A 21208-nucleotide genomic window follows, 5' to 3' on the forward strand; every position below is an offset into this window, starting at 1 on the left:
AGCTTCATTCCCTCTTTTGGCTGGACAGATACCTATCTCACTTTATACAGAAATAACGGTCTGTGACCGGTATCCCCTACCCTTCCCTATTAGACAGCTTAAGGAATTCAGGGAACTGCTCCGGAGTGAACTTCGACAGCTCTGCTTCTTAGAAACGCTCTCAATCCGCGGCGTCTCCTCCCTGTAAGTCAGGCACTGTGTACTCTTCTCCATCACTGCATTTCACAATTCATGCTAATTGTCAGGTATCTCTTTACTACAAGAGATATGTCTCTTTATTATATGCAAAATCTGTCGTTTTGACAAGCTGGACAAAATTAGGCTAATTTTTATCTTCTTTTAAGCTGGCTTTAAGCTTCAGAGCCATTTTCAGAACTTTTTTTCAGCTAACATTCAGCGGAGCTTGATAATTTCCATTACTAGGAAGGCTTGCTTATCCACTCGGGTGCACCTTCGCAGACTATTAACTATCCTATTGGGAGGAAATCAAATGCATGTACGGAGAATAAAAGTAGCCGCGGTGCTGCTAAGCACAGCTGTACTTAGCCAATCTGCAGCGTATGGAGTTCATGCCGCTTCGGCCGGGACTACATCCCCCAAAGTAGCAACAACAGCTACTGTATCCGCTCTGGATAAACTAGGCTCCATAGCCTTGAAGACTAACATCAGCGCAAAGCTGACGGATGTCAGCTTATTAACTCAGGATGGCGGAAATATTCTTACATACACACTCAGCTACTCTAATGGAAGCAACGCTAGCCTCAATCTGGTGGACTTTTTCTCCAAAGTAACTACTAGCGGCGGTACAGTTATTCAAGGAAGCCCTATTACCAGCAGTGCAACCATCAAATCCATTGCCGCGAAAAGCAGTCAATCTATCACCTACTATGTAAACATCGGCAAATCCACCTCTTTAAACGGGGTCAAAATTTCATTGTACGGATGGGACTTCAACACCACCGATTATCAAAAAAAGCTAGGGAACTTCACCGTACCAACAGGATATTCACAAGCTGTCGCCAGAGGGCAGAGTAAAAAGATCACCCTAAACAATCTCCCTGTAACCACCAAGGCAGAGAGCCTGCAAATTTATAAATATAACGGTAAGGTCTATGCCAAGGTTGGTGTTAGCTTCACTAATCAAGGAACCAAGGTGCTCAGTGATACTGGACTTAAAGGATACCTCGCTTCCGCTGGAGGATCTGTATTTGAACTCGCGCTTGATGACACCAGCACCAGCTATAAAGTACAGCCTCAGGAAAAGAAGACGATCTACTATTTGACGGAAATCCCTTCTTATATGAAGACAGACAACATGGCGCTGCAATTTGCCGGAGAAGATGCCTCATTAAAAATAGCGTTGCCGGTTGTCGCCTACAATCTCCCCGCTGCAACAACACCGGATCTTGTCGTAGCCAGCAATGTCACGAAGAAGCTTACAATCAGCAATAATACAGTCGAAACACAGCTGAAAACGGCTAACGTCTATGCTGACAATGGCAACGCAAAGTGGACACTACAGTTCCGCATCAAAAATAGCGGCAACAAAGCGGTGAATGTGCCTGCCTATGAACTTGCTATTAAAGCCGCTGAAGGGTATAGCTTTCCGGTAGATACGAAGGATTTTGCCAGCCTAACATTGAAACCGCTTGAAGAAAAGATTATTGAACTCAGCGCAGATGTACCACTCACACTCAATCAAGGAACATTGCAGCTGCAAATGACTGAGCCGGCTGCTGAAGGCAAGATCATTTTTCCTACCGCCTATTATCAGATCCCTTACACGCTGCAAACTAACAATTGGCAGGACACGGAATACCCCATTGAGAACAGTCACGGAACATTTGTTGTCAAAATTGCAAACATTCAAAGACTCCCTTGGTCCGACAAAGACCAGATCGTGGCTAAAATCAACATCCGCAACACTAAATCGACCTCTGTTCAGCTTCCTGCGCTTACAAGTGTCGTCAAAGCTGGAGAAAGTGACATCAGCAGCACTTCCCAGGTTGTCTCAGAAAGTACGCAAACCATCCTCCGTCCAAATGAATCGGCTGCTGTGTATGTCGTAGCCAATGTTCCTTATAGCTATACTTTCAATCAATTAAAAATCACCCTGCAAGAAACTTCAGGTGAAAGTAAGCTTAACTTCCTTTCTCTAAGTACTACCCAACTGGACAGCCGAGTACAGAGTGTTGCAGCTGAAAATTCTTTCCATCTTGAGCTTGAAGGTAAAAAAGCGGAATTACTTGTACGCCGGACCCTCGTGTACCCAGGTACAGATTCAAATCTCTTGTACACAGAACTAGAAATGAACAGTGAGGAATCGCGTAAATCCGAACAGGCTCAACTCGTAGCCTATTACAAAACACAAGACAATCAATATTATGAAGCCGAAGTCACCCAGTCCAAAACCTCCACCAGTCCTAACGGAAAAAGTCTGGTCACACTCTGGAGTAAGCTCCCTCTAGGTATAGATCCAGCGAACCTTGTCCTTTATATCGGGGAGGGTGTTTCAGAAGGCAAGCTTACCGCTCCTGACGGCCAATCGACGGGTTACATCAATACGGTATCACTTGGACTGAACCAGCTGGGAGTGGAGCCCAAAGGCAATCTTTTGAACGTGGAAATGTTTCCTTATACCCTATCCGTTACAAATGCAGTCGCCACCGTCACCGCTGGTAAAGATACGCTCAGCACTGCACTAACCTACAACATGTCAGCCAGCACGCTTTATGAATCAGGCACCTACGAGCACAAACTGGTGTTGGAGCTGATTGACCCCTTAGGACAAAGCATGGAAAAAACATTAACACTTGGCACAGATCTACAATTAGGTAACTTCAAGTCGTACACCACAACCTTCACAAGCAGCCTGTACAAAACACTGGGTGGCGGCGCAATCCGGTTGAATCTATACGACGAATTCCAAGGCCATCGAAATCTGCTGGGAACACAAACCTATGTCGTCACTTATCAGGGGGCATCAACGACTTCGAACAGCAACTCTACTTCTGGCACAGATCCAGACACCAGCAATACATCCGGCAATTAATATGATGAGCTAGGGAGGATAGAAATGAAGAAGAAAAAAATAGTGTTCTGGACTCTTGGAGTAGTAGTTGTAGCCACAGCAGGAATGCTGGTTTATACATTGTTACCTGATAAGAACAGTCAAGCCGCTGAAGTGCCTATTAATACAGCTACCGTTACAAAGGGCGATATCGTAGTTAGTGTATCCGGAGCCGGCTCCGTGATTGCTACAGAAACTGGTAAAGTAAAAACGAAGGACAGCGGGACGGCAGCTGAGGTTCTTGTCAAAGAGGGCGATCTCGTGAAAAAAGGCCAGACTTTGATTACCTTTGAAGGCAATGATCTGAGTGACAATCTCAAGCAGGAGCAAGCTTCACTTGCCTCGCTTGAGACCGATCTTGAGGACAAGCAGGAGCAATATAAGAAGCTGGCCGTGGCAGGTGCATCAGAAGATGAGCTAGGCAATGCCAAACGTTCGATTGAAAAGGCCAAAACCGACATTTCGGCGCAACAGGAAAAAATAGCTTCTGTCCAAGAAGATATGCTTCCTCCTGATCCGTTAACGGCTCCTATTGATGGAACTGTAACGACAGTTAATATTGCAAGCGGCGAAAAAGCCATGGACGGCTCTGAACTCATCGACATTACCGATTATGCTAATTTAAGTGTAGTTGTGCAGGTGGATGAGCTTGATATTCCTACTGTAAAGCTAGGGATGCCTGCCACTATTTCATTGGATGCTCTGCCTGATACGGAATTCAAGGGAACGGTTACGAAAATAGCTAATGAGGGCACCGCCTCAAACGGTGTTTCCCTCTTCGATGTTACCATAGGTCTAACAAGCTCCGAAGGTGCTCTTGTTGGAATGTCTGCGGAAGTTTCAGTAACCACTGCTGAGAAAAAGGATGTATTAACAGTACCTATTGAAGCTGTACAAGAAAGAAACGGAAAATACACAGTTTCTATTCCTCTAGCAGCGGGTTCAGTCACAACTTCCAAAACTGCTGGCGAGGGCCAAGTACCAATGCCTAGCGGTGCTCCTGACGCTCGCGACGGCGCTATGCCCAGCGGGGCTCCTGACGCTCGCGGCGACGCTATGCCCAGCGGGGCTCCTGATGCTCGCGGCGGCGCTATGCCCAGCGGGGCTCCTGACGCTCGCAGCGGCGCTGCCGGTGGAAGAAATCGCGGCAATAGCTCAGGACAGATGGTCACTGTCGAAGTGGGTCTCCATGATGAGAGCAGCATTGAAATTGTCAGCGGACTCCATGAAGGGGACCAGGTGATCATCCCTACCGTAATCTCTACGAAAACCGGAACAACCAGCACGGAAACGGAAACTAGAGGTGGTATGGGCGGTATGGGTGGCGCTGGCTTCGGCGGCAGTGGCTTTAGTGGGGGTGGCGGCTTCACCGGAGGTGGCGCTGGTGGTATGGGCAGCGCACCAGGTGGTGGCGGAGGTGGCGGCAGATGAGTGCTTCAGCACCTCTGATCGAAGTTCACGACATGTCCCACGGCTACACAATGGCCGGAGAAACCATGACGGTCTTAAATAGCCTTTCCTTTACAATTGATCTGGGGGAGTTCGTAGCTATTATTGGTCCCTCCGGTTCTGGTAAATCAACACTCATGAATATGCTTGGTTGCCTCGATATCTCCGATGAAGGAAGTTATCTTCTAGATGGACAAGAGGTTCGCAAGTTATCCGACAATAAGCTCGCAACGATCCGCAATGAGAAGATCGGCTTTATCTTTCAAAATTTCAACCTGCTCCCCAAGCTGTCAGCCATTGAAAATGTGGAGCTGCCATTGATTTATCGTGGCCTCCCCCATCGGGAAAGAAGACAACTAGCACAGGAAGCACTCATTAAAGTAGGGCTAGAGGATCGGATGCATCACCGCCCTTCTGAGCTTTCGGGAGGACAGCAACAGCGGGTAGCGATTGCCCGGGCTATGGCGGGATCTCCCCCTATTCTACTCGCCGATGAACCAACCGGGGCACTGGATACGCGAACGGGGCAGGAAGTCATGCAAACGATACGTGAGTTGAATAAGCAAGGACATACCATTATCCTTATCACACATGATCTGGAAATAGCTAAACAAGCGGAGCGGATTATTCGTATTCAGGATGGCAACCTCGTGGAAGATCGGAGGAATGCGGGGTGAAATTGTACCAAAGCATGCGAATGGCCCTGAAGAGCATCAACAGCAGTAAGGTTAGAGCTTTTTTAACGATGCTTGGGATTATTATTGGAGTCTCTTCGGTCATCATTCTTGTTTCTGTTGGACAAGGAACTACTTCACAGATCACAGAGCAGCTAAACGGACTAGGCACAAACCAACTCACTGTAAACATTACTGGCCGTGGGGCGACTACCTCTCTCACCTATGAGGAAGCCCTTGCTCTAGGGGATATAGAGGGTATAGCAAATGTAGCTCCTGTGATCAGCGGCAATGCTACAGCCAAGAACAAAACGGACAACGTTAGTGTAACTGTAGAAGGAATCACCCCCTCTTATGAGGAGGTTAAAGATTTTCATGTACAGGCGGGCCGCTTCTTACTTGATATTGATAACGAATACCGGCAAAAGGTAGCGTTGATCGGTTCAGGTACGGCCGAAGATTTATTCGGTACAGACAATCCTGTAGGGCAGAAGGTCCAGTTAAACGGAATTAGCTATAAAATCGTTGGGCTTTTAGAAACAAAAGGCTCCAGTCTAAGTGGTTCCAACGACGATATCATACTAATTCCTATAAGCACTGCAGAACGCCAATTAAAAAGTAAAGGCGTCCGTTCCATCACCATTAAGACAACTTCAGCAGATACTGTAGCAGCTGCAAAAGAAAAACTGGAAAGTACGCTTGATGCTAAATTCAATTATGCGGATAATGCTTTTAGTGTGTTTGATTCTCAGGAAATGCTGGAAACTGTCAATTCCACAACAGATACACTTTCCATGGCGCTTGCAGGCATAGCAGGCATCTCACTTTTTGTCGGCGGCATCGGAATCATGAACATCATGATCGTATCTGTCAATGAAAGAACACGTGAGATTGGTATCCGTAAAGCAATTGGTGCCAAAAAATTCGATATCCTCGCTCAATTCATGATTGAATCCATCGTGCTCAGCGGTTTGGGTGGGGTGCTTGGGGTCGGCATTGGTATCGCGGGCAGTTGGCTGCTGGGTAAATACTCTGCACTTACAGTTTCCATTGCTTGGGATATGGTACTGATTTCTTTTATTTTCTCCTTACTCATCGGCGTGATTTTTGGAATGATGCCTGCGAACAAAGCCGCACGACTTCGCCCCATTCACGCACTGCGTAACGAATAATGAATGATTAGCTGTCCTATAGTCATTAAGATGACTAAGGGCAGTTTTTTTTCAGCAGCTGTAAAAGGTATCATTTATGATCGAGTTGGGTAATAGGAACCATCGGTTTGAATATAGATAATTCAATAGGCCCATACACTAAACTTTAAATTTTGTCTTTTTGATTATTATCTGAGTAAAGATTGCTCTATAAGCAGCACGTCCTATATACTTGATATACTAGAAACTACCATTTACTCACACGTACACTTTCCTATGTTCTCCACTATGTATACAACACCTCTTTTATCCCAAAAGCACCTTCAAACATCAGTGAATGAATTAAATTACGCCTGACCATAGATTGCGTTCTGCAGGTTCTACTTAAGCAGCAATAGATTTTCTTAATCATCTTATACAGGGAGAAGATGACTGTGGCAGGATTCTTTGAGTTCAAGGTAACACGCAAACTATTCTATGTCTTCGCTGCAATCTCCGTCCTTCTGGTTGGGATCAGCGTCGCCTCGCTACTCTATTTAAATTACACGATTAATAGATTGTCAGATTCTCTTTATGATGATATATATCAGAACTCTAAGCTTATACTGAGCGCGGATCGTGATCTGCATCAAGCCGCTGTAGCCTTGCAAATCGCAATGGGTCCAAACCTAACAGCCGCAGAAGGTGAACAGTTCACTAAGGAGTTTATAGATAATAATCTTCAAGCGGAGGAACGAATAAGTGTAGCAAGATCAAATATCAACGCTATAAAAAATCCTTACAGTGATATGAAACAAAGTGGAATTATCCTTTCCGAATTAAAAAACGAGCTCAGCTCCTTCGAAACTACCATTATCAAATGGAAAAATTCAGGGTATAAGCTAATAACAGAACGGACGAAGAGCAGCTGGAACCCAGATTCATATTCTGCGCTCACCCTAAACTCGCAATTCAATGAAGCTAGGGCACATCTCGATCAAGCAGAGGACTTGATTGGCAACTACGCCTTGCAAGTAACGGATGGATTTGGAGATAAAAAAAGCGCTTTGTTCTCTCTTTATTCACTTCTCTTATTTGTGTTTCTCCTAGTTATTATTTACCTTGGACGCAAAATCATCTGGCTCCAGAATGAAATGCTGGAAGAACAAACACTTTATCAGCTTATCGGTGAAACCATGTCTGATTTCATTATTTTGACGGATCCCAACGGGTTGATTCTATATGCTTCTCCCTCACACTCCAGTATTCTAGGCTATGTGCCTAAAAAAGGAGATCCGTTATCCAACTACATACGTGAACCGGAAATTGCCTGGGCTAAATTAAAAAGTGTTGTTCAGGGAACTCCGCGCATTTCTGAACTGCGCATGCGCGGAGCAGAAGGTCAGTGGGTATGGCTTGAAACTAAGGTGTCACCTGTTCTCGGCAGCCGTAAATTTCCAGCACAATTTATGCTGTTATCTCGGGAAATTACCCAGCGAAAACAATACGAAGAACGACTACATAAGCTAGCCTTCTATGACCATTTAACAGCGATTCCCAACAGGGCTCATTTCAAAATGTATATGGAGAACCTTATCACCCAACCCGAAGGACGGAGGCAAAATATTGCGCTTGCCCTGCTGGACTGTGATAGATTCAAGCAGCTAAATGATACCTTAGGCCATCTGGCTGGAGACGAATTTCTTCAGCTGCTCTCCCGTGAACTTCAGCATACGGTTAAAGGAATAGGTCAGGCCTTCCGGATCGGCGGAGATGAGTTCGCAGTTGTACTGCATCGATTCACTTCTCCAGAGATGCTTGATGAAACACTGCAGCGGTTACTTAAACTGTTCAACAAGTCTTGGTCTGTTGATAACGGGTCCAGCTTCCATACCTCCGCGAGTATCGGAGTCGCTTTATTTCCTGAACACGGAAGCAGTATTAATGAACTGCTCCGTGCCGCCGATTTGGCGATGTATCGCTCCAAAGACCATGGTGGCAATAAAGCCAATCTCTACTACGAGCTTGTGGACGAAGGGTTAGCTAACCAGACCATTGTAAAACCATAAGAGCAAATAAAAAGCTGTCTCAGGAAAAACCAACCCTGAAACAGCTTTTTTTGTATGGCCTCTAACTGCTTAACCGAAGATGATCTTCTGAAATTTCGTCAATCTCCTGATCACGATCCCGAACTAAGACCTTGGTTAACTCTCCATTCGTAGAACAATCAATGAAACGGTCTCCGTCCCCATCTTTTTCTTCCCAATCATTAAGCCGCAAAATATATCCGATAGTTTGGGTATCTGGCAGCACTTCGATGCGGGCTACTGCACGCCCGTTCTCCATATAACGGAAATCGCATTGTCCATCCTGGATTCCTGTATCCCAAACCCAAAGATTCCAGCCTTGGTAATTCTGATCTGGGCGTTCATAGTGTATTTCGATAATTTTAGAGCGTGGGGCTGGCTCACCACATTCATCATAAAGGACCATCATCGACAACCCTTCCACCTCTACCTCATTGCCTTCGATTCTGCGGATGGCTTCTATCCCGGCACGGGTATGGTCTACTACTACGTTCCAACTATTAGCAACCTCAGGAAGTGATACCGACATCCGGTCATTATTAGCATTGAAGACAACGGTAATATTGTTCCAGAGATCACCTCCTGCATGGCTTCTAAGCAGATACGATACTATTCCGCCATCACAACGCAGAAATTCTAAGGAGCGTTCAATTTCCTGGCGGCCATGCAGACGAAATGCCGGATGTGTACGCCGCAGCTCGATCAGGCCTTTATAATATTCAAATACGGGCTTAAATGCGCTTTTCATATTCCAGCGGATCGAGTTGACCGCATCACCGCTGCGGTAGCTGTTATGATCTCCAAATTTACTGCGCAGGAGCTCATCTCCTGCATGCAGGAAAGGAATCCCCTGCGAGGTCAGAATAATTCCGTTAGCAAGCATGGATCGACGTACAGTTTCATTACCGAGAATATTCTCCTGATCTACATTCACGTATGGATTGGCAAGGGCCACTGCCTCTTCCAGATCTTCGTTATCCATGTTAGCGATTACCGGAAAATCAGCTTGCTGACTCCCTCCTTGAACGATAAGCATCTTATCCCATAAATTCAAATTATCATGGGCAGTTACATAGTTCACCGATTCCACAGGCGAGTCCGTAAACTCATGAATTGCTCCTTTAATTCCGGCTGCAATAGCACCTTCTTTGCCGTATTCGCCTGTCACGAACCCTCTTCCGAAGCCATCACTATCCCCTTTGATCGCTGAACGGAAGTTATCGTTGAAGACAGCATAGCCCTTGCCCCGTTGTACACCTTTTAGCGTTTTAGTGGCCAGCGGAGAATCTCCACCCGTCCAAGGTTCACCGTAAAGCAACAGATTCGGATTCACTTCTAGCCGAAGCTCTTCGGTAATCTCCCGCATGGTAACACTGTCCATCAGTCCCATTAGATCAAACCGGAAACCATCCATATGATATTCCGAAGCCCAATAAGATAAGGAGTCCTTAATAAATTTACGGACCATCGGACGTTCTGTAGCCAGCTCATTGCCAACCCCGGAGCCATTCGACAAACGTCCCGTAAAATCGCGGCGATAGAAATAATCTGGGACAAGCGGCTCAAAGGGGCCATTCTCAACAGCATACGTATGGTTGTAAACGACATCCATAATTACCGCGATCCCGCGGCTGTGTATGGCCTGCACCATCTCTTTAAATTCACGAATCCGCAAGCCAGGATTGGCAGGATCGGTGCTGTAAGATCCTTCAGGTACATTATAATGCTGGGGATCATACCCCCAATTGTAGTCCACATTAGCTATGGAGGAACCCCGATTGACCACCTTCAGCTCATCCACGGTCTGAAAATCAAATACCGGCATCAGATGTACATGGGTAATCCCTAATTCAGCCAGATGATCAATCCCCACTGTATTTCCTGCCGAATCCTTTAATCCAAATTCGGTAAATGCTTTGAATTTACCCTTATAATGCATACCTGAGCTCTCATGTGAGGAGAAGTCACGAACATGCAGTTCATAAATCACTGCGTCGGCAGGATGCTGTAACGGAGGCGCTACATCCTGATCCCAATGTTCTGGATTCGTATCCTGCAAATTAACGATTGCTGATCTTAAACCATTTGCAGATACCGCTGTTGCATAAGGATCTACTGCTTCCGTCACATTGCCATCTGCAAAAACAGCACGGTACATATAATATTTCCCTTTTAGATCACCTGATAACTTGGTCTGCCAGACTCCACCATTACTACGCTGCATATATACAATACGTCCATTGTCCATAGCACTCTTAGGTGACTCAGTATTCAGTTGATGCCCACCTGTTTCGTACAGTACAAGGGACACAGCAAGTGCCGTAGGTGCCCAGACTTTAAATACACTGTACTCCGTTGAATACGTCAAGCCTAAATCCTTGCCCTCGTAGACTTCCATCATCAATTCTGCATTTATATAATTTTTACTCATGAATTAACACCATCCTATGGCTCCCCACCTAACCTGTGGGGTTGCTTATAAGTCCATATATTACCAATTCATTTCATATTAATACTTGCACAGCGCTGCAAGTCGGCAAATGGAGTATAAACTTTCTATGGATCCTTACTATTATATGTACGACATATTTATAGGTTTGGGTTCCTTATCGACTTTATGCTCATTACTAATACTATCGGTATAGACATCTGCGCAATAAAGAAAATAAACAGTGAACAGTAAATGAGGTCGAATTACAGAAAATTATAGGTTAAAAAACATAAAAAAGCCGACCTCCAGCCATCGGAAGTCGGCAATAGTAGTTGGAAAAACAGTAGAACGCTAAAACGGATTAATGCATGCGTAAAAAGTTACTTAGCGATACTTTGAACAAGCGCAGCGACTTCTTCAGCCGTGCCAAGCTGCAACGCTTTTGCAGCCAAATCCTTCATGTCGGCAGCCGACAATTTAGATATTTGACTACGCGCTGGCAAAATGGAAGTTGCACTCATGCTGAATTCGTCGAGACCAAGACCCAGTAGCAGCGGAATAGCTGTTGCGTCACCAGCCATTTCACCACACATCCCCGTCCATTTACCTTCTGCATGGGCTGCATCAATTACATTTTTGACCAAACGCAGGATGGCTGGATTGTAAGGCTGATACAGGTAAGATACCTGTTCATTCATACGGTCCGCAGCCATTGTATATTGAATAAGATCATTCGTACCGATACTGAAGAAATCAACTTCCTTAGCAAACTGGTCAGCCAGTACAGCAGTTGATGGAATCTCAACCATTATGCCAAGCTGAATGTTGTCTGATACTTCCTTACCTTCTTCCCGAAGCTTAGCTTTCTCTTCGAGTAAAAGATCACGTGCAGCACGGAATTCACCAAGCGTAGCTATCATAGGGAACATAATGCGAAGATCCCCGTGAACACTTGCTCTTAGTAACGCGCGTAATTGAGTACGGAAAATATCCTGACGATCCAGGCAAAGACGGATCGCACGGAAACCAAGGAAAGGATTCATTTCCTTCGGAAGGTCAAGATAAGGCAGCTCTTTATCGCCACCGATATCCAGGGTACGTACGACTACCGGCTTACCCTTCATGTTCTCAAGTACAGTACGGTAGGCGTTATATTGAATTTCCTCAGAAGGCAGCTTATCGCGACCCATGTAAAGGAACTCAGTACGGTACAGACCTACACCTTCGCCACCATTCTCAATGACACCATTCACATCATTTGGTGTACCAATATTGGCAGCTAGCTCAACATGTTTACCGTCTGCTGATACTGTAGGTTCGTCGCGAAGTTTCTTCCATTCTGCGATTTGCAAGTCGTAAGCTTCCTGCTTGCGAGTGTACTCTGCCACTTCAGCTTCGCTAGGATTGATCAGAACGTCTCCGTTCAGACCATCGACAATCACCAAATCGCCAGAATTCACTTCTGACAGAACCGTTTTAGTTCCCACAACCGCTGGAATTTCCAAAGAACGTGCCATAATTGCAGAGTGAGAAGTCCGTCCACCGATGTTCGTTGTGAAGCCTTTAACGAACTTACGATTAAGCTGTGCTGTATCCGATGGTGTTAGATCTTGAGCAATCACGATTACTTCTTCACTGATTTCTGCAGGACTTACATAATGAATGCCCAGCAGGTGGTTCAGCAAGCGCTTGGTAACATCACGCATATCAGCTGCACGTTCCTGCAGATAGGCACTCTTCATATTTTCGAACATCTCAATGAATTGCGTAGCCACTTCGTTTAGCGCATAGTCCGCGTTAACCGATTCCTCACGGATTTTATCAATTACAGGATTGATCAGCTCTGGGTCATCAAGAATAAGCAGATGTGATTCGAAAATCTCAGCCTTTTTCTCCCCCAGCTCTGCCAAAGTACGCTCTTTAATCGTTTGCAGCTCCACTCTTGATTTGGCGAGTGCATCATTCAACTTAGCGACTTCTGCTTCAGTATCACTGATACTTGTCTTCGTAATCGTATAATCCGGATGTTTCAGGATAAAAGCACGGGCTACTGCAATCCCTGCTGAAGCCGCGATTCCTGAAATCTTATTCATGGATTTCCCCTAGCCCTTCTTTAATCATTACTTCTTGAAGAGCGTTCAAAGCTTCTGCTTCTTCGCTTCCTTCAGTAATCAAAGACAAAGTATCTCCAGCTTCAAGACCCAATGACAATACGCCAAGAATAGATTTCAAAGTTACTTTTTTACCTTTAGCTTCTGCATATGCTTCTGTACCTTTAAATTTTGTTGCTGTATTTACCAAGGCAGTTGCTGGACGTGCGTGAATTCCATCTTCATCGACAATTCTGAATGTTTTTTGCATAATATTATCCAACTCGCTTTCTGTTATTAAAGTATTTTAAATTTATAGTGAAAGCTTCGCTTCCTTGTATGAACAAGGAAGCATCGGCCCTTGCACTTTTACTGAATCGTAATGATGTCTTGGTCTCCTATAGAAACCTTACCCGGCTTCTTCAATGTTACAGAAGAGCCTTCTGGTAAATTAGAGAAAATAACAGGTGAGATTACAGAAGGTGCATGTGCTTTTACATACTCTAAATCCACTTCCATAATCGGTTGTCCAGCCGCTACAAGATCGCCCTCTTCAACTAATACCGTGAAGCCTTGACCTTTAAGCTTAACCGTATTAACCCCAATATGAACGAGCACTTCCTTGCCTCCGTCAGACATAATACCGATGGCATGTTTGCTCGGGAACACGTTAAATACCTTACCGTAAACCGGTGAAGCAATCTTCCCATCTTCGGATAGGAACGCGAAGCCGTCGCCCGTCATTTTTTGGGAGAATACTGGATCTGGCACCTCTGTGATATCCAACAATTCACCGTTTACTGGAGATACGATATCTTCCTTGATAATCGCTTCACCAGCTTCACCTGCCTGTTGTTCTTCTTCTGGCTCTGGAGTAACCACTACTGGAGCTGCTGACGCTGCAGGTGTCTTTCCGTTAATCACATCTTGAATCTGCGATTTAATCGTATCTGAACGTGTGCCAAAAATCGCTTGAACGTTATTACCCACTTCCAGCACACCTGATGCACCAAGTTTCTTAAGACGGTTCTTGTCTACGCCTGCCTTATCTTTAACTTCAACACGAAGGCGGGTAATACAAGCGTCTAGATGAGTGATGTTTTCTTTACCACCTAGAGCGGACAAAATGTTCCGCGGTAGATCATCACCGGCTCTGGAGACAGACTCCGTATTCACTTCTTCTTCTTCATTCGTATCTTCTTCACGACCCGGTGTCATAAGATTGAATTTCCGAATTACAAACCGGAAGCCGAAGTAATAAATTAAGGCAAGGACCAGACCTACCGGAATGACCAGCCACCAAGCTGTACGGTTCGGGATAATACCGAAGAGCACAAAATCGATAAAGCCACCCGAGAATGTCATGCCGATTTTAACATCCAGAATATGCATAGTCATAAAGGACAGACCTGCAAACACAGCATGTACAGCGAACAGCAACGGAGCCACGAATAGGAACGAGAATTCGAGCGGCTCAGTAATCCCTGTCAAGAACGATGTCAATGCCGCGGAAATCATCAAACTTCCGACGATCTTTTTATTCTGAGGTTTAGCTTCATGATAGATAGCCAAAGCCGCTGCTGGAAGACCAAACATCATGAATGGATATTTACCTGTAGTAAATGTCCCTGCTGTGAAGTCTACTCCATCGCGAAGCTGCTGCATGAAGATCCGTTGGTCACCACGTACCAATTCTCCAGCTTTATCAACGTAGGTACCAAATTCATACCAGAATGGAGAGTAGAAAATGTGATGCAGTCCAAAAGGAATGAGCGAACGTTCGATCGTTCCGAAGATAAACGCTGCAAGCGTTTTGTTCGTATCAATCATACTTTGTGACACATAGTTCAGACCATGTTGAATAGGTGGCCATACTATTGTCAGTAACAAGCCCAAGATTAGAGCTGTTACCGCCGTCATGATCGGTACGAAACGTTTACCTGCGAAGAAACCCAGGTAAGAAGGAAGCTCAATTTTGAAGAATCGCTTGTACATGGCCGAAGCCAATATACCGACGAGTATACCTCCAAACACCCCTGTTTGCAGTGTTGGAATCCCTAATACGCTGGCATACGAGAAGTCGCCTTGGCTCAGGACGTAATCATTAACGCCAATAACTGTACCCATCGTAATGTTCATTACGAGGAAACCGATAATGGCAGCTAGACCCGCAACACCTTCACCGCCGGCTAAACCTATCGCAACCCCCACCGCGAAGAGTAAGGCTAGATTATCAAATACAATTTGTCCTGAGTTCATCAATACGTTGGCAACAGCCTGAACAACATGGTTCTCCAGTGCTGGAACATATTGCAGGAAGTCTGGGTTTACCAGCATGTTTCCTATTCCAAGAAGCAAACCTGCCGCAGGCAGAATAGCTACTGGAAGCATCAGAGCTTTACCAACTCTTTGTAAAACACCAAACAACTTTTTAAACATTTAGGTTACTCCTTTCATTAATTTCACTAAAACAGATGCCAAAAAAGGCATGAGCAACACAGTATAGGAGTTGTAATCTAACGCTATCGTTAGATTGCCCCAAGAAGGGGGTTAACAACCAAAATACTGTAATTCACTCATGCCTGATCGAATCAGTTACACGCTCGATATTCTGTTTTGTTGATGACAGTGAACATTGTAGCATCGTTTTTTTTAAGTGGCAAGCGTTTTTTTTGAAACCATGATTTGTTACAACTTTTGCACTTTAAGGAGCTTCACCATTCTTGTCCATATCTTGTTCGTCCACTTTTTTCTGAGCAATACGCTGCAGATGAATCGTCAAATAACTTACCTCAGCTTGATACACGGGAATTCGCACACGCTGTTCGATAATTTTTGTTAATTTCCAAGCCAACGAATACATCTCAGGATACTCCCGTTTCATGAGTCCATCCAGGGTTGAGGTCTCTTGTACCGCCTCTCCGCGGCGTAATCTTTCTAGAACGAATCGCAGATGGGTTACCAGTCTTGAGTAATCAAGTGAATCACGTGGGATTCGATAGTCCAGATAATTCTCGACTAACCCAACCAGCTCTCCAATCAAGAGAGAATGTTGTCTAACCTCGGAAATTTGCCTATTACTAAGTGCGCTGACAATATGAAGAGCCACAAAACCTATCTCATCCACCGGCAATTCCACGCCCATAGCCTCATTGATCCGTCCAATCGCATATTCTGCCATCTTATATTCCTCAGGATAAATCTCCTTAGTTTCATACAAAAATGGATTATGAATTGGGATATCTTGTTCAAAACGACGGATAGCAAAGGAAATATGGTCGGTAAGTGCAATGTGAATATGCTCATTAAGCGGCTGACGGCTATAATGCATAATATGTAATACTATTTCTTGAACGACCTCAATCAACTTCTCATCCACTTGGGGAAGAAGCTGTTTATATTGTTCCTGCTCCTCCTGGCTGCGAAGAATAAACATCTTCTCCACGGAGGATAGATTAATCTGATCCCGCAGCTTGCGGTTAAACCCTATCCCTTTACCGATAACTACAACCTCGGAATATTGAGGATGCTGGGCAATGATAACGTTGTTATTCAACACCTTCGCCACTGTTATGCTACTCATTTTTGACACCTCTTTTATTTCTAAACACCTAACTTCCAGCAGCATACGCAATAAGAAATCGTACGATGAATACAAGCTTTGCTACCATCATAACACCAAGAATTGCATATTAGAAGAACACTCTGTGTCCTTACTAAGCTAGTAGATCAGAGTGAACAGCCTTAAAGGCTTTTATTTTACCTGAAAAAATCTTTAAACACCAGTGAAAGCGTCGATGTCTATATATACAATAATTCCCACGGGATGCCGATAAGCTATAAAGCTTCATCAAAAATCACCTGTAAACGCATGAGCTTTTTATCATGTTGTCTAATTTAGATCAAAACAGATCAAAACATAAAGATTAAGGTATGACCAGCAGCTTTGCCAGTCATACCTTAAGTAAATTAAAACCATATAAATTGCATTAAACTATTTTTCCTTTTGTTCAGGCACAGAAGTTAAAGTCTCGCTGGCTGTACTAGATGTTGCTGATGGCTGAATATAAGTTGCAGGTGTAGCTGGTGCAACAGGTGCGACTGGTGTAACTGATGCTCCTTTGCTTCCGGAAGCTTTAGAGGTCAACCCCTTGATCAGTGCCTCTACATCAATCCCTGAGACGCTCTTCAACATCTCTGGAGCGGTGGACATTAGCTGAGTCACATAATTGCTGACCCGGGCTGCACCTTCCCCGTTACCTGTATCTACAACGGTAAGTTTATCAATAGATGCCAGCGGCTTCGCAATTTGGCCAGCCAAATCAGGCAGCATTTTGACGATGATATCGAGCACCGCTGCTTCGCCGAATTTCTGGAAAGCTTCCGCCAGTTTCTCTTTGGCTTCTGCTTCCGCTAGACCACGCAACCGGATAACCTCAGCATCCGCTGTACCTTTAGCCAGCTCTGCATCCGCCATCGCTTGACCTTCAAGACGCTTCTGCTCAGATGTCGCTTTAGCTTGCGTTTCAATACTATATTGCAAGGCATCTGCCTCACGCATTCTCTTCGCCTTATCGGCTTCCGCCGCTTGCTCTACTGCATAACGATCCGCTTCTGCTTTTTTCTTCACTTCAGCATCATACTGCTTCTCGCGAACTTGAATTTCTTTGGCTTGCAAATCGATTTCACGTTCCTTACGTACCAGCTCAACCTTCATCTGTTCTTCAACAACGGTCTGCTTTGCACGTGCCTCTTGAATATGATAAGCCTGATCGGCTTCCGCTTTCGCTGTATCCTGATCCCGTTTAAACGCAGCCACCTTAAGCTGGTTTTCCTTGGAGGCTTCGGCAATATTCGTATCCCGCAGCAGCTCAGCTTTTTGCCCTTGCTCTTCTGCGTTTGCCTTTTGAATTCTCGCATCCCGCACTGCTTCTGCTTCAGCGATCTCTGCATCCCGCTTCACAGCAGCTATCCGCGGTTTACCCAGTGCCTCTAGATATCCATGTTTGTCTCGCACATCCTTGATGGTAAAGGAAACAATTTGCAGACCCATTTTCTTAAGATCACGTGCCGCCACGCCTTGAACCTCTTGCGCAAAGCGGTCACGGTTACGATATACTTCCTCAACGGTCATCGAACCGAGAATGGCCCGCAGATGACCTTCAAGAACTTCTTGTGCTTCGCTCTTCAGTGCTTCAATCGGTTTGCCCATAAATTGCTCAGCAGCTGTCGCCACATCTTCCGTTGAGCTACCCACTTTAATGATCGCTACGCCGTCGGCAATAACCGGAACCCCTTGTTCGGTGTATACTTCCGGGGTCGTCACATCGAGTTTATGAGAAAGAAGCGACATAAATTCAGCCTTCTGAAAGACTGGGAGTATAAAGGCCCCGCCCCCGCGTACAATCTTTATTTTACGACCAGAACCATCGTCTGAAATATGATTTTTCCCCAAGAACGACCCCGTTACGATCATCCCTTCATCGGGTCCAACCGTTTTGTAACGTGCCCAGAATGCGATACCTAGCACAAACAAGACAGCAACGACAACAGCAGGGACTAACAAATACTCAGGAATACCGAACATTAAAGATCCACTCCTCTTCTCTTTTCGAATTCTGACACCAATGCAACGCCTTCTCTAACCTCCACTACAACAACTTTAATCCCTGCCGGAAGCAGCTCATGATCAAAGCTTGCTGCCGTATGCAGGCTATTGCCGGCGCCAAACTTTACCATAATCTCACCATAACCAGTGGCGGGAACAGGAATTGTGATTTCCCCGATCTTGCCAGGCAGATCACTCATTGAGAAACCATTGGACATTTCGCTTTTTTCCATGGGCTTAACCACCCCTAGATACATAAGTACTCCCAAAAAAGCGGCGGCTAACAAAGACAAAGCAATGATCGCCCCAGCTTCCAGAGCGCTGTACCGGGTTAGAAGAATGCCCGCTCCGCCGAACACGGTTATTCCTCCAGCCAGTACGGTGGGATTCAGAAAATCTACGGATACGAAATCAAAGACCCCATGCAAGGCATCTCCGATCACATCGCCCACCAGGACGCTGACTATGGCAAATATGACGCCTAGCGCCAAGCAGCCTAAATACAGCGTTTGCATTTTTGTTTCCTCCTGTCTTCAATCAGGACTGTCATATTACATTAAACGTACAAAGTAGGTCCTTGGTTTCACAATCTTTGGATATTCACCCAAATAAGTTCCATTCAGAGGATAAGCATGCTCACATTGGCACTATTTTATTACATGTGCTGGGGCTGTCCTAAAGGCCGTTCAATAGTTGGTGGAGCACGGATTTTTGTTGGTAACACTCTCGCGCGTATGAAGAGGCTATGTTGCTTTCGCGCCTCGGCACCTCGGCCTATCGGACTCAGCAGACCCTATTCGCCGATTTATCCGACATTTGGTATGCTATCGGACCGCATAGTCCCTATTGGCATAAAAACCAGCAAATATAAGACCCTTTCGGAGCAATAGTGTCTCTGGTGTCCGAAAGTTTGCTCAAAAGGCTGAAAATTCGCATATAACGTCAGCTGGGTCCGTAGGGTAGGCGTGTATTGGTAGAGGAATCAGTCGTGTGGGGATCTTACAAACCCTAGTTGGTTGGGTAACACTCTCGCGCATATGAAGAGGCTATGCTGCTTTCGCACCTCGGCCCATCGGACTCAGCAGACCCTATTCGCCGATTTATCCGACATTTGGTATGCTATCGGACCGCATAGTCTCTATTGGCATGAAAATAAGCAAATATGAGACCATTTCGGAGCAATAGTGTCTCCGGTGTCCGAAAGTTTGCTCAAAAGGCTGAAAATTCGCATATAACGTCAGCTGGGTCCGTAGGGTAGGCGTGTATTGGGAGAGGAATCAGTCGCATGGGGATCTTACAAACCCTAGTTGGTTAGGTAACACTCTCGCGCGTATGAAGAGGCTATGCTGCTTACGCACCTCGGCGCCTCAGCACCTCGGCCTATCGGACTCAGCAGACCCTATTCGCCGATTTATCCGACATTTGGTATGCTATCGGACCGCATAGTCCCTATTGGCATGAAAAACAACAAATATGAGGCTATTTCGAAGCAATAGTGTCTCTGGTGTCCGAAAACTTGCTCAAAAGGCTGAAAATTCGCATATAACGTCAGCTGGGTCCGTAGGGTAGGCGTGTATTGGTAGAGGAATCAGTCGTGTGGGGATCTTACAAACCCTAGTTGGTTGGGTAACACTCTCGCGCATATGAAGAGGCTATGCTGCTTTCGCACCTCGGCCCATCGGACTCAGCAGACCCTATTCGCCGATTTATCCGACATTTGGTATGCTATCGGACCGCATAGTCTCTATTGGCATGAAAATAAGCAAATATGAGACCATTTCGGAGCAATAGTGTCTCCGGTGTCCGAAAGTTTGCTCAAAAGGCTGAAAATTCGCATATAACGTCAGCTGGGTCCGTAGGGTAGGCGTGTATTGGGAGAGGAATCAGTCGCATGGGGATCTTACAAACCCTAGTTGGTTAGGTAACACTCTCGCGCGTATGAAGAGGCTATGCTGCTTACGCACCTCGGCGCCTCAGCACCTCGGCCTATCGGACTCAGCAGACCCTATTCGCCGATTTATCCGACATTTGGTATGCTATCGGACCGCATAGTCCCTATTGGCATGAAAAACAACAAATATGAGGCTATTTCGAAGCAATAGTGTCTCTGGTGTCCGAAAACTTGCTCAAAAGGCTGAAAATTCGCATATAACGTCAGCTGGGTCCGTAGGGTAGGCGTGTATTGGTAGAGGAATCAGTCGTGTGGGGATCTTACAAACCCTAGTTGGTTGGGTAACACTCTCGCGCATATGAAGAGGCTATGCTGCTTTCGCACCTCGGCCCATCGGACTCAGCAGACCCTATTCGCCGATTTATCCGACATTTGGTATGCTATCGGACCGCATAGTCTCTATTGGCATGAAAATAAGCAAATATGAGACCATTTCGGAGCAATAGTGTCTCCGGTGTCCGAAAGTTTGCTCAAAAGGCTGAAAATTCGCATATAACGTCAGCTGGGTCCGTAGGGTAGGCGTGTATTGGGAGAGGAATCAGTCGCATGGGGATCTTACAAACCCTAGTTGGTTAGGTAACACTCTCGCGCGTATGAAGAGGCTATGCTGCTTACGCACCTCGGCGCCTCAGCACCTCGGCCTATCGGACTCAGCAGACCCTATTCGCCGATTTATCCGACATTTGGTATGCTATCGGACCGCATAGTCCCTATTGGC

At 45.6% G+C, this 21208-nt stretch carries 12 protein-coding genes and 1 other annotated feature (1 of these 13 running past the window's edge); of the genes, 5 read left to right on the top strand and 7 right to left on the bottom strand.

Annotated features, from left to right (window positions below):
• Positions 1–225, bottom strand: a binding site (T-box leader) (it extends 61 nt beyond the left edge of the window).
• 265 nt (positions 226–490) lie between these two features.
• The 5 genes from MHI15_RS14755 to MHI15_RS14775 all read left to right on the top strand — a co-directional run bounded on the left by MHI15_RS14755 (position 491) and on the right by MHI15_RS14775 (position 8392).
• Complete coding sequence (locus tag MHI15_RS14755) at positions 491–3052, top strand: hypothetical protein (RefSeq protein ID WP_341164544.1); 2562 nt, start codon at positions 491–493, stop codon at positions 3050–3052.
• A 24-nt stretch (positions 3053–3076) separates the two neighbouring features.
• A complete protein-coding gene (locus tag MHI15_RS14760) occupies positions 3077–4501 on the top strand; it encodes an efflux RND transporter periplasmic adaptor subunit (RefSeq protein ID WP_341164545.1) in 1425 nt (474 codons plus the stop codon).
• Positions 4498–5196, top strand: coding sequence for an ABC transporter ATP-binding protein (locus MHI15_RS14765; RefSeq protein WP_341164546.1), 699 nt, complete (start codon positions 4498–4500; stop codon positions 5194–5196). Before MHI15_RS14760 ends, MHI15_RS14765 begins: the two co-directional genes overlap by 4 nt.
• Entirely contained in the window at positions 5193–6365 is a 1173-nt protein-coding gene (locus tag MHI15_RS14770; protein ID WP_139330124.1) for an ABC transporter permease, read from the top strand. The genes MHI15_RS14765 and MHI15_RS14770 overlap by 4 nt, the downstream gene beginning before the upstream one ends.
• Positions 6366–6778: 413 nt before the next feature.
• The gene (locus MHI15_RS14775; RefSeq protein WP_340012152.1) at positions 6779–8392 is read left to right on the top strand and encodes a sensor domain-containing diguanylate cyclase; all 1614 of its coding nucleotides are present in this window, start codon (positions 6779–6781) and stop codon (positions 8390–8392) included.
• A 61-nt stretch (positions 8393–8453) separates the two neighbouring features.
• Here MHI15_RS14775 and pulA read toward each other — a convergent pair whose 3' ends face one another.
• From pulA to MHI15_RS14810, 7 genes are all read right to left on the bottom strand, one after another.
• Entirely contained in the window at positions 8454–10841 is a 2388-nt protein-coding gene (pulA, locus tag MHI15_RS14780) for a type I pullulanase (protein ID WP_076279411.1), read from the bottom strand.
• A 380-nt stretch (positions 10842–11221) separates the two neighbouring features.
• Entirely contained in the window at positions 11222–12934 is a 1713-nt protein-coding gene (ptsP, locus tag MHI15_RS14785; RefSeq protein WP_076126376.1) for a phosphoenolpyruvate--protein phosphotransferase, read from the bottom strand.
• Positions 12927–13202, bottom strand: a complete 276-nt coding sequence (locus MHI15_RS14790) for an HPr family phosphocarrier protein (RefSeq protein WP_076126374.1) — start codon at positions 13200–13202, stop codon at positions 12927–12929. Before MHI15_RS14790 ends, ptsP begins: the two co-directional genes overlap by 8 nt.
• A gap of 98 nt (positions 13203–13300) precedes the next feature.
• On the bottom strand, positions 13301–15370 hold the full coding sequence (gene ptsG / locus MHI15_RS14795; RefSeq protein WP_076135917.1) for a glucose-specific PTS transporter subunit IIBC: 2070 nt from the start codon (positions 15368–15370) through the stop codon (positions 13301–13303).
• Positions 15371–15635: 265 nt separating this feature from the next.
• On the bottom strand, positions 15636–16514 hold the full coding sequence (glcT, locus tag MHI15_RS14800) for a glucose PTS transporter transcription antiterminator GlcT (protein ID WP_341164547.1): 879 nt from the start codon (positions 16512–16514) through the stop codon (positions 15636–15638).
• 411 nt (positions 16515–16925) lie between these two features.
• The gene (locus MHI15_RS14805) at positions 16926–18518 is read right to left on the bottom strand and encodes a flotillin family protein (RefSeq protein WP_081392480.1); all 1593 of its coding nucleotides are present in this window, start codon (positions 18516–18518) and stop codon (positions 16926–16928) included.
• The gene (locus tag MHI15_RS14810; RefSeq protein ID WP_042186148.1) at positions 18518–19054 is read right to left on the bottom strand and encodes a hypothetical protein; all 537 of its coding nucleotides are present in this window, start codon (positions 19052–19054) and stop codon (positions 18518–18520) included. Before MHI15_RS14810 ends, MHI15_RS14805 begins: the two co-directional genes overlap by 1 nt.
• Between the last annotated feature and the right edge of the window lie 2154 nt (positions 19055–21208).

The sequence above is a fragment of the Paenibacillus sp. FSL H7-0918 genome (assembly GCF_038007025.1).
Lineage (GTDB): Bacteria > Bacillota > Bacilli > Paenibacillales > Paenibacillaceae > Paenibacillus_AQ > Paenibacillus_AQ odorifer.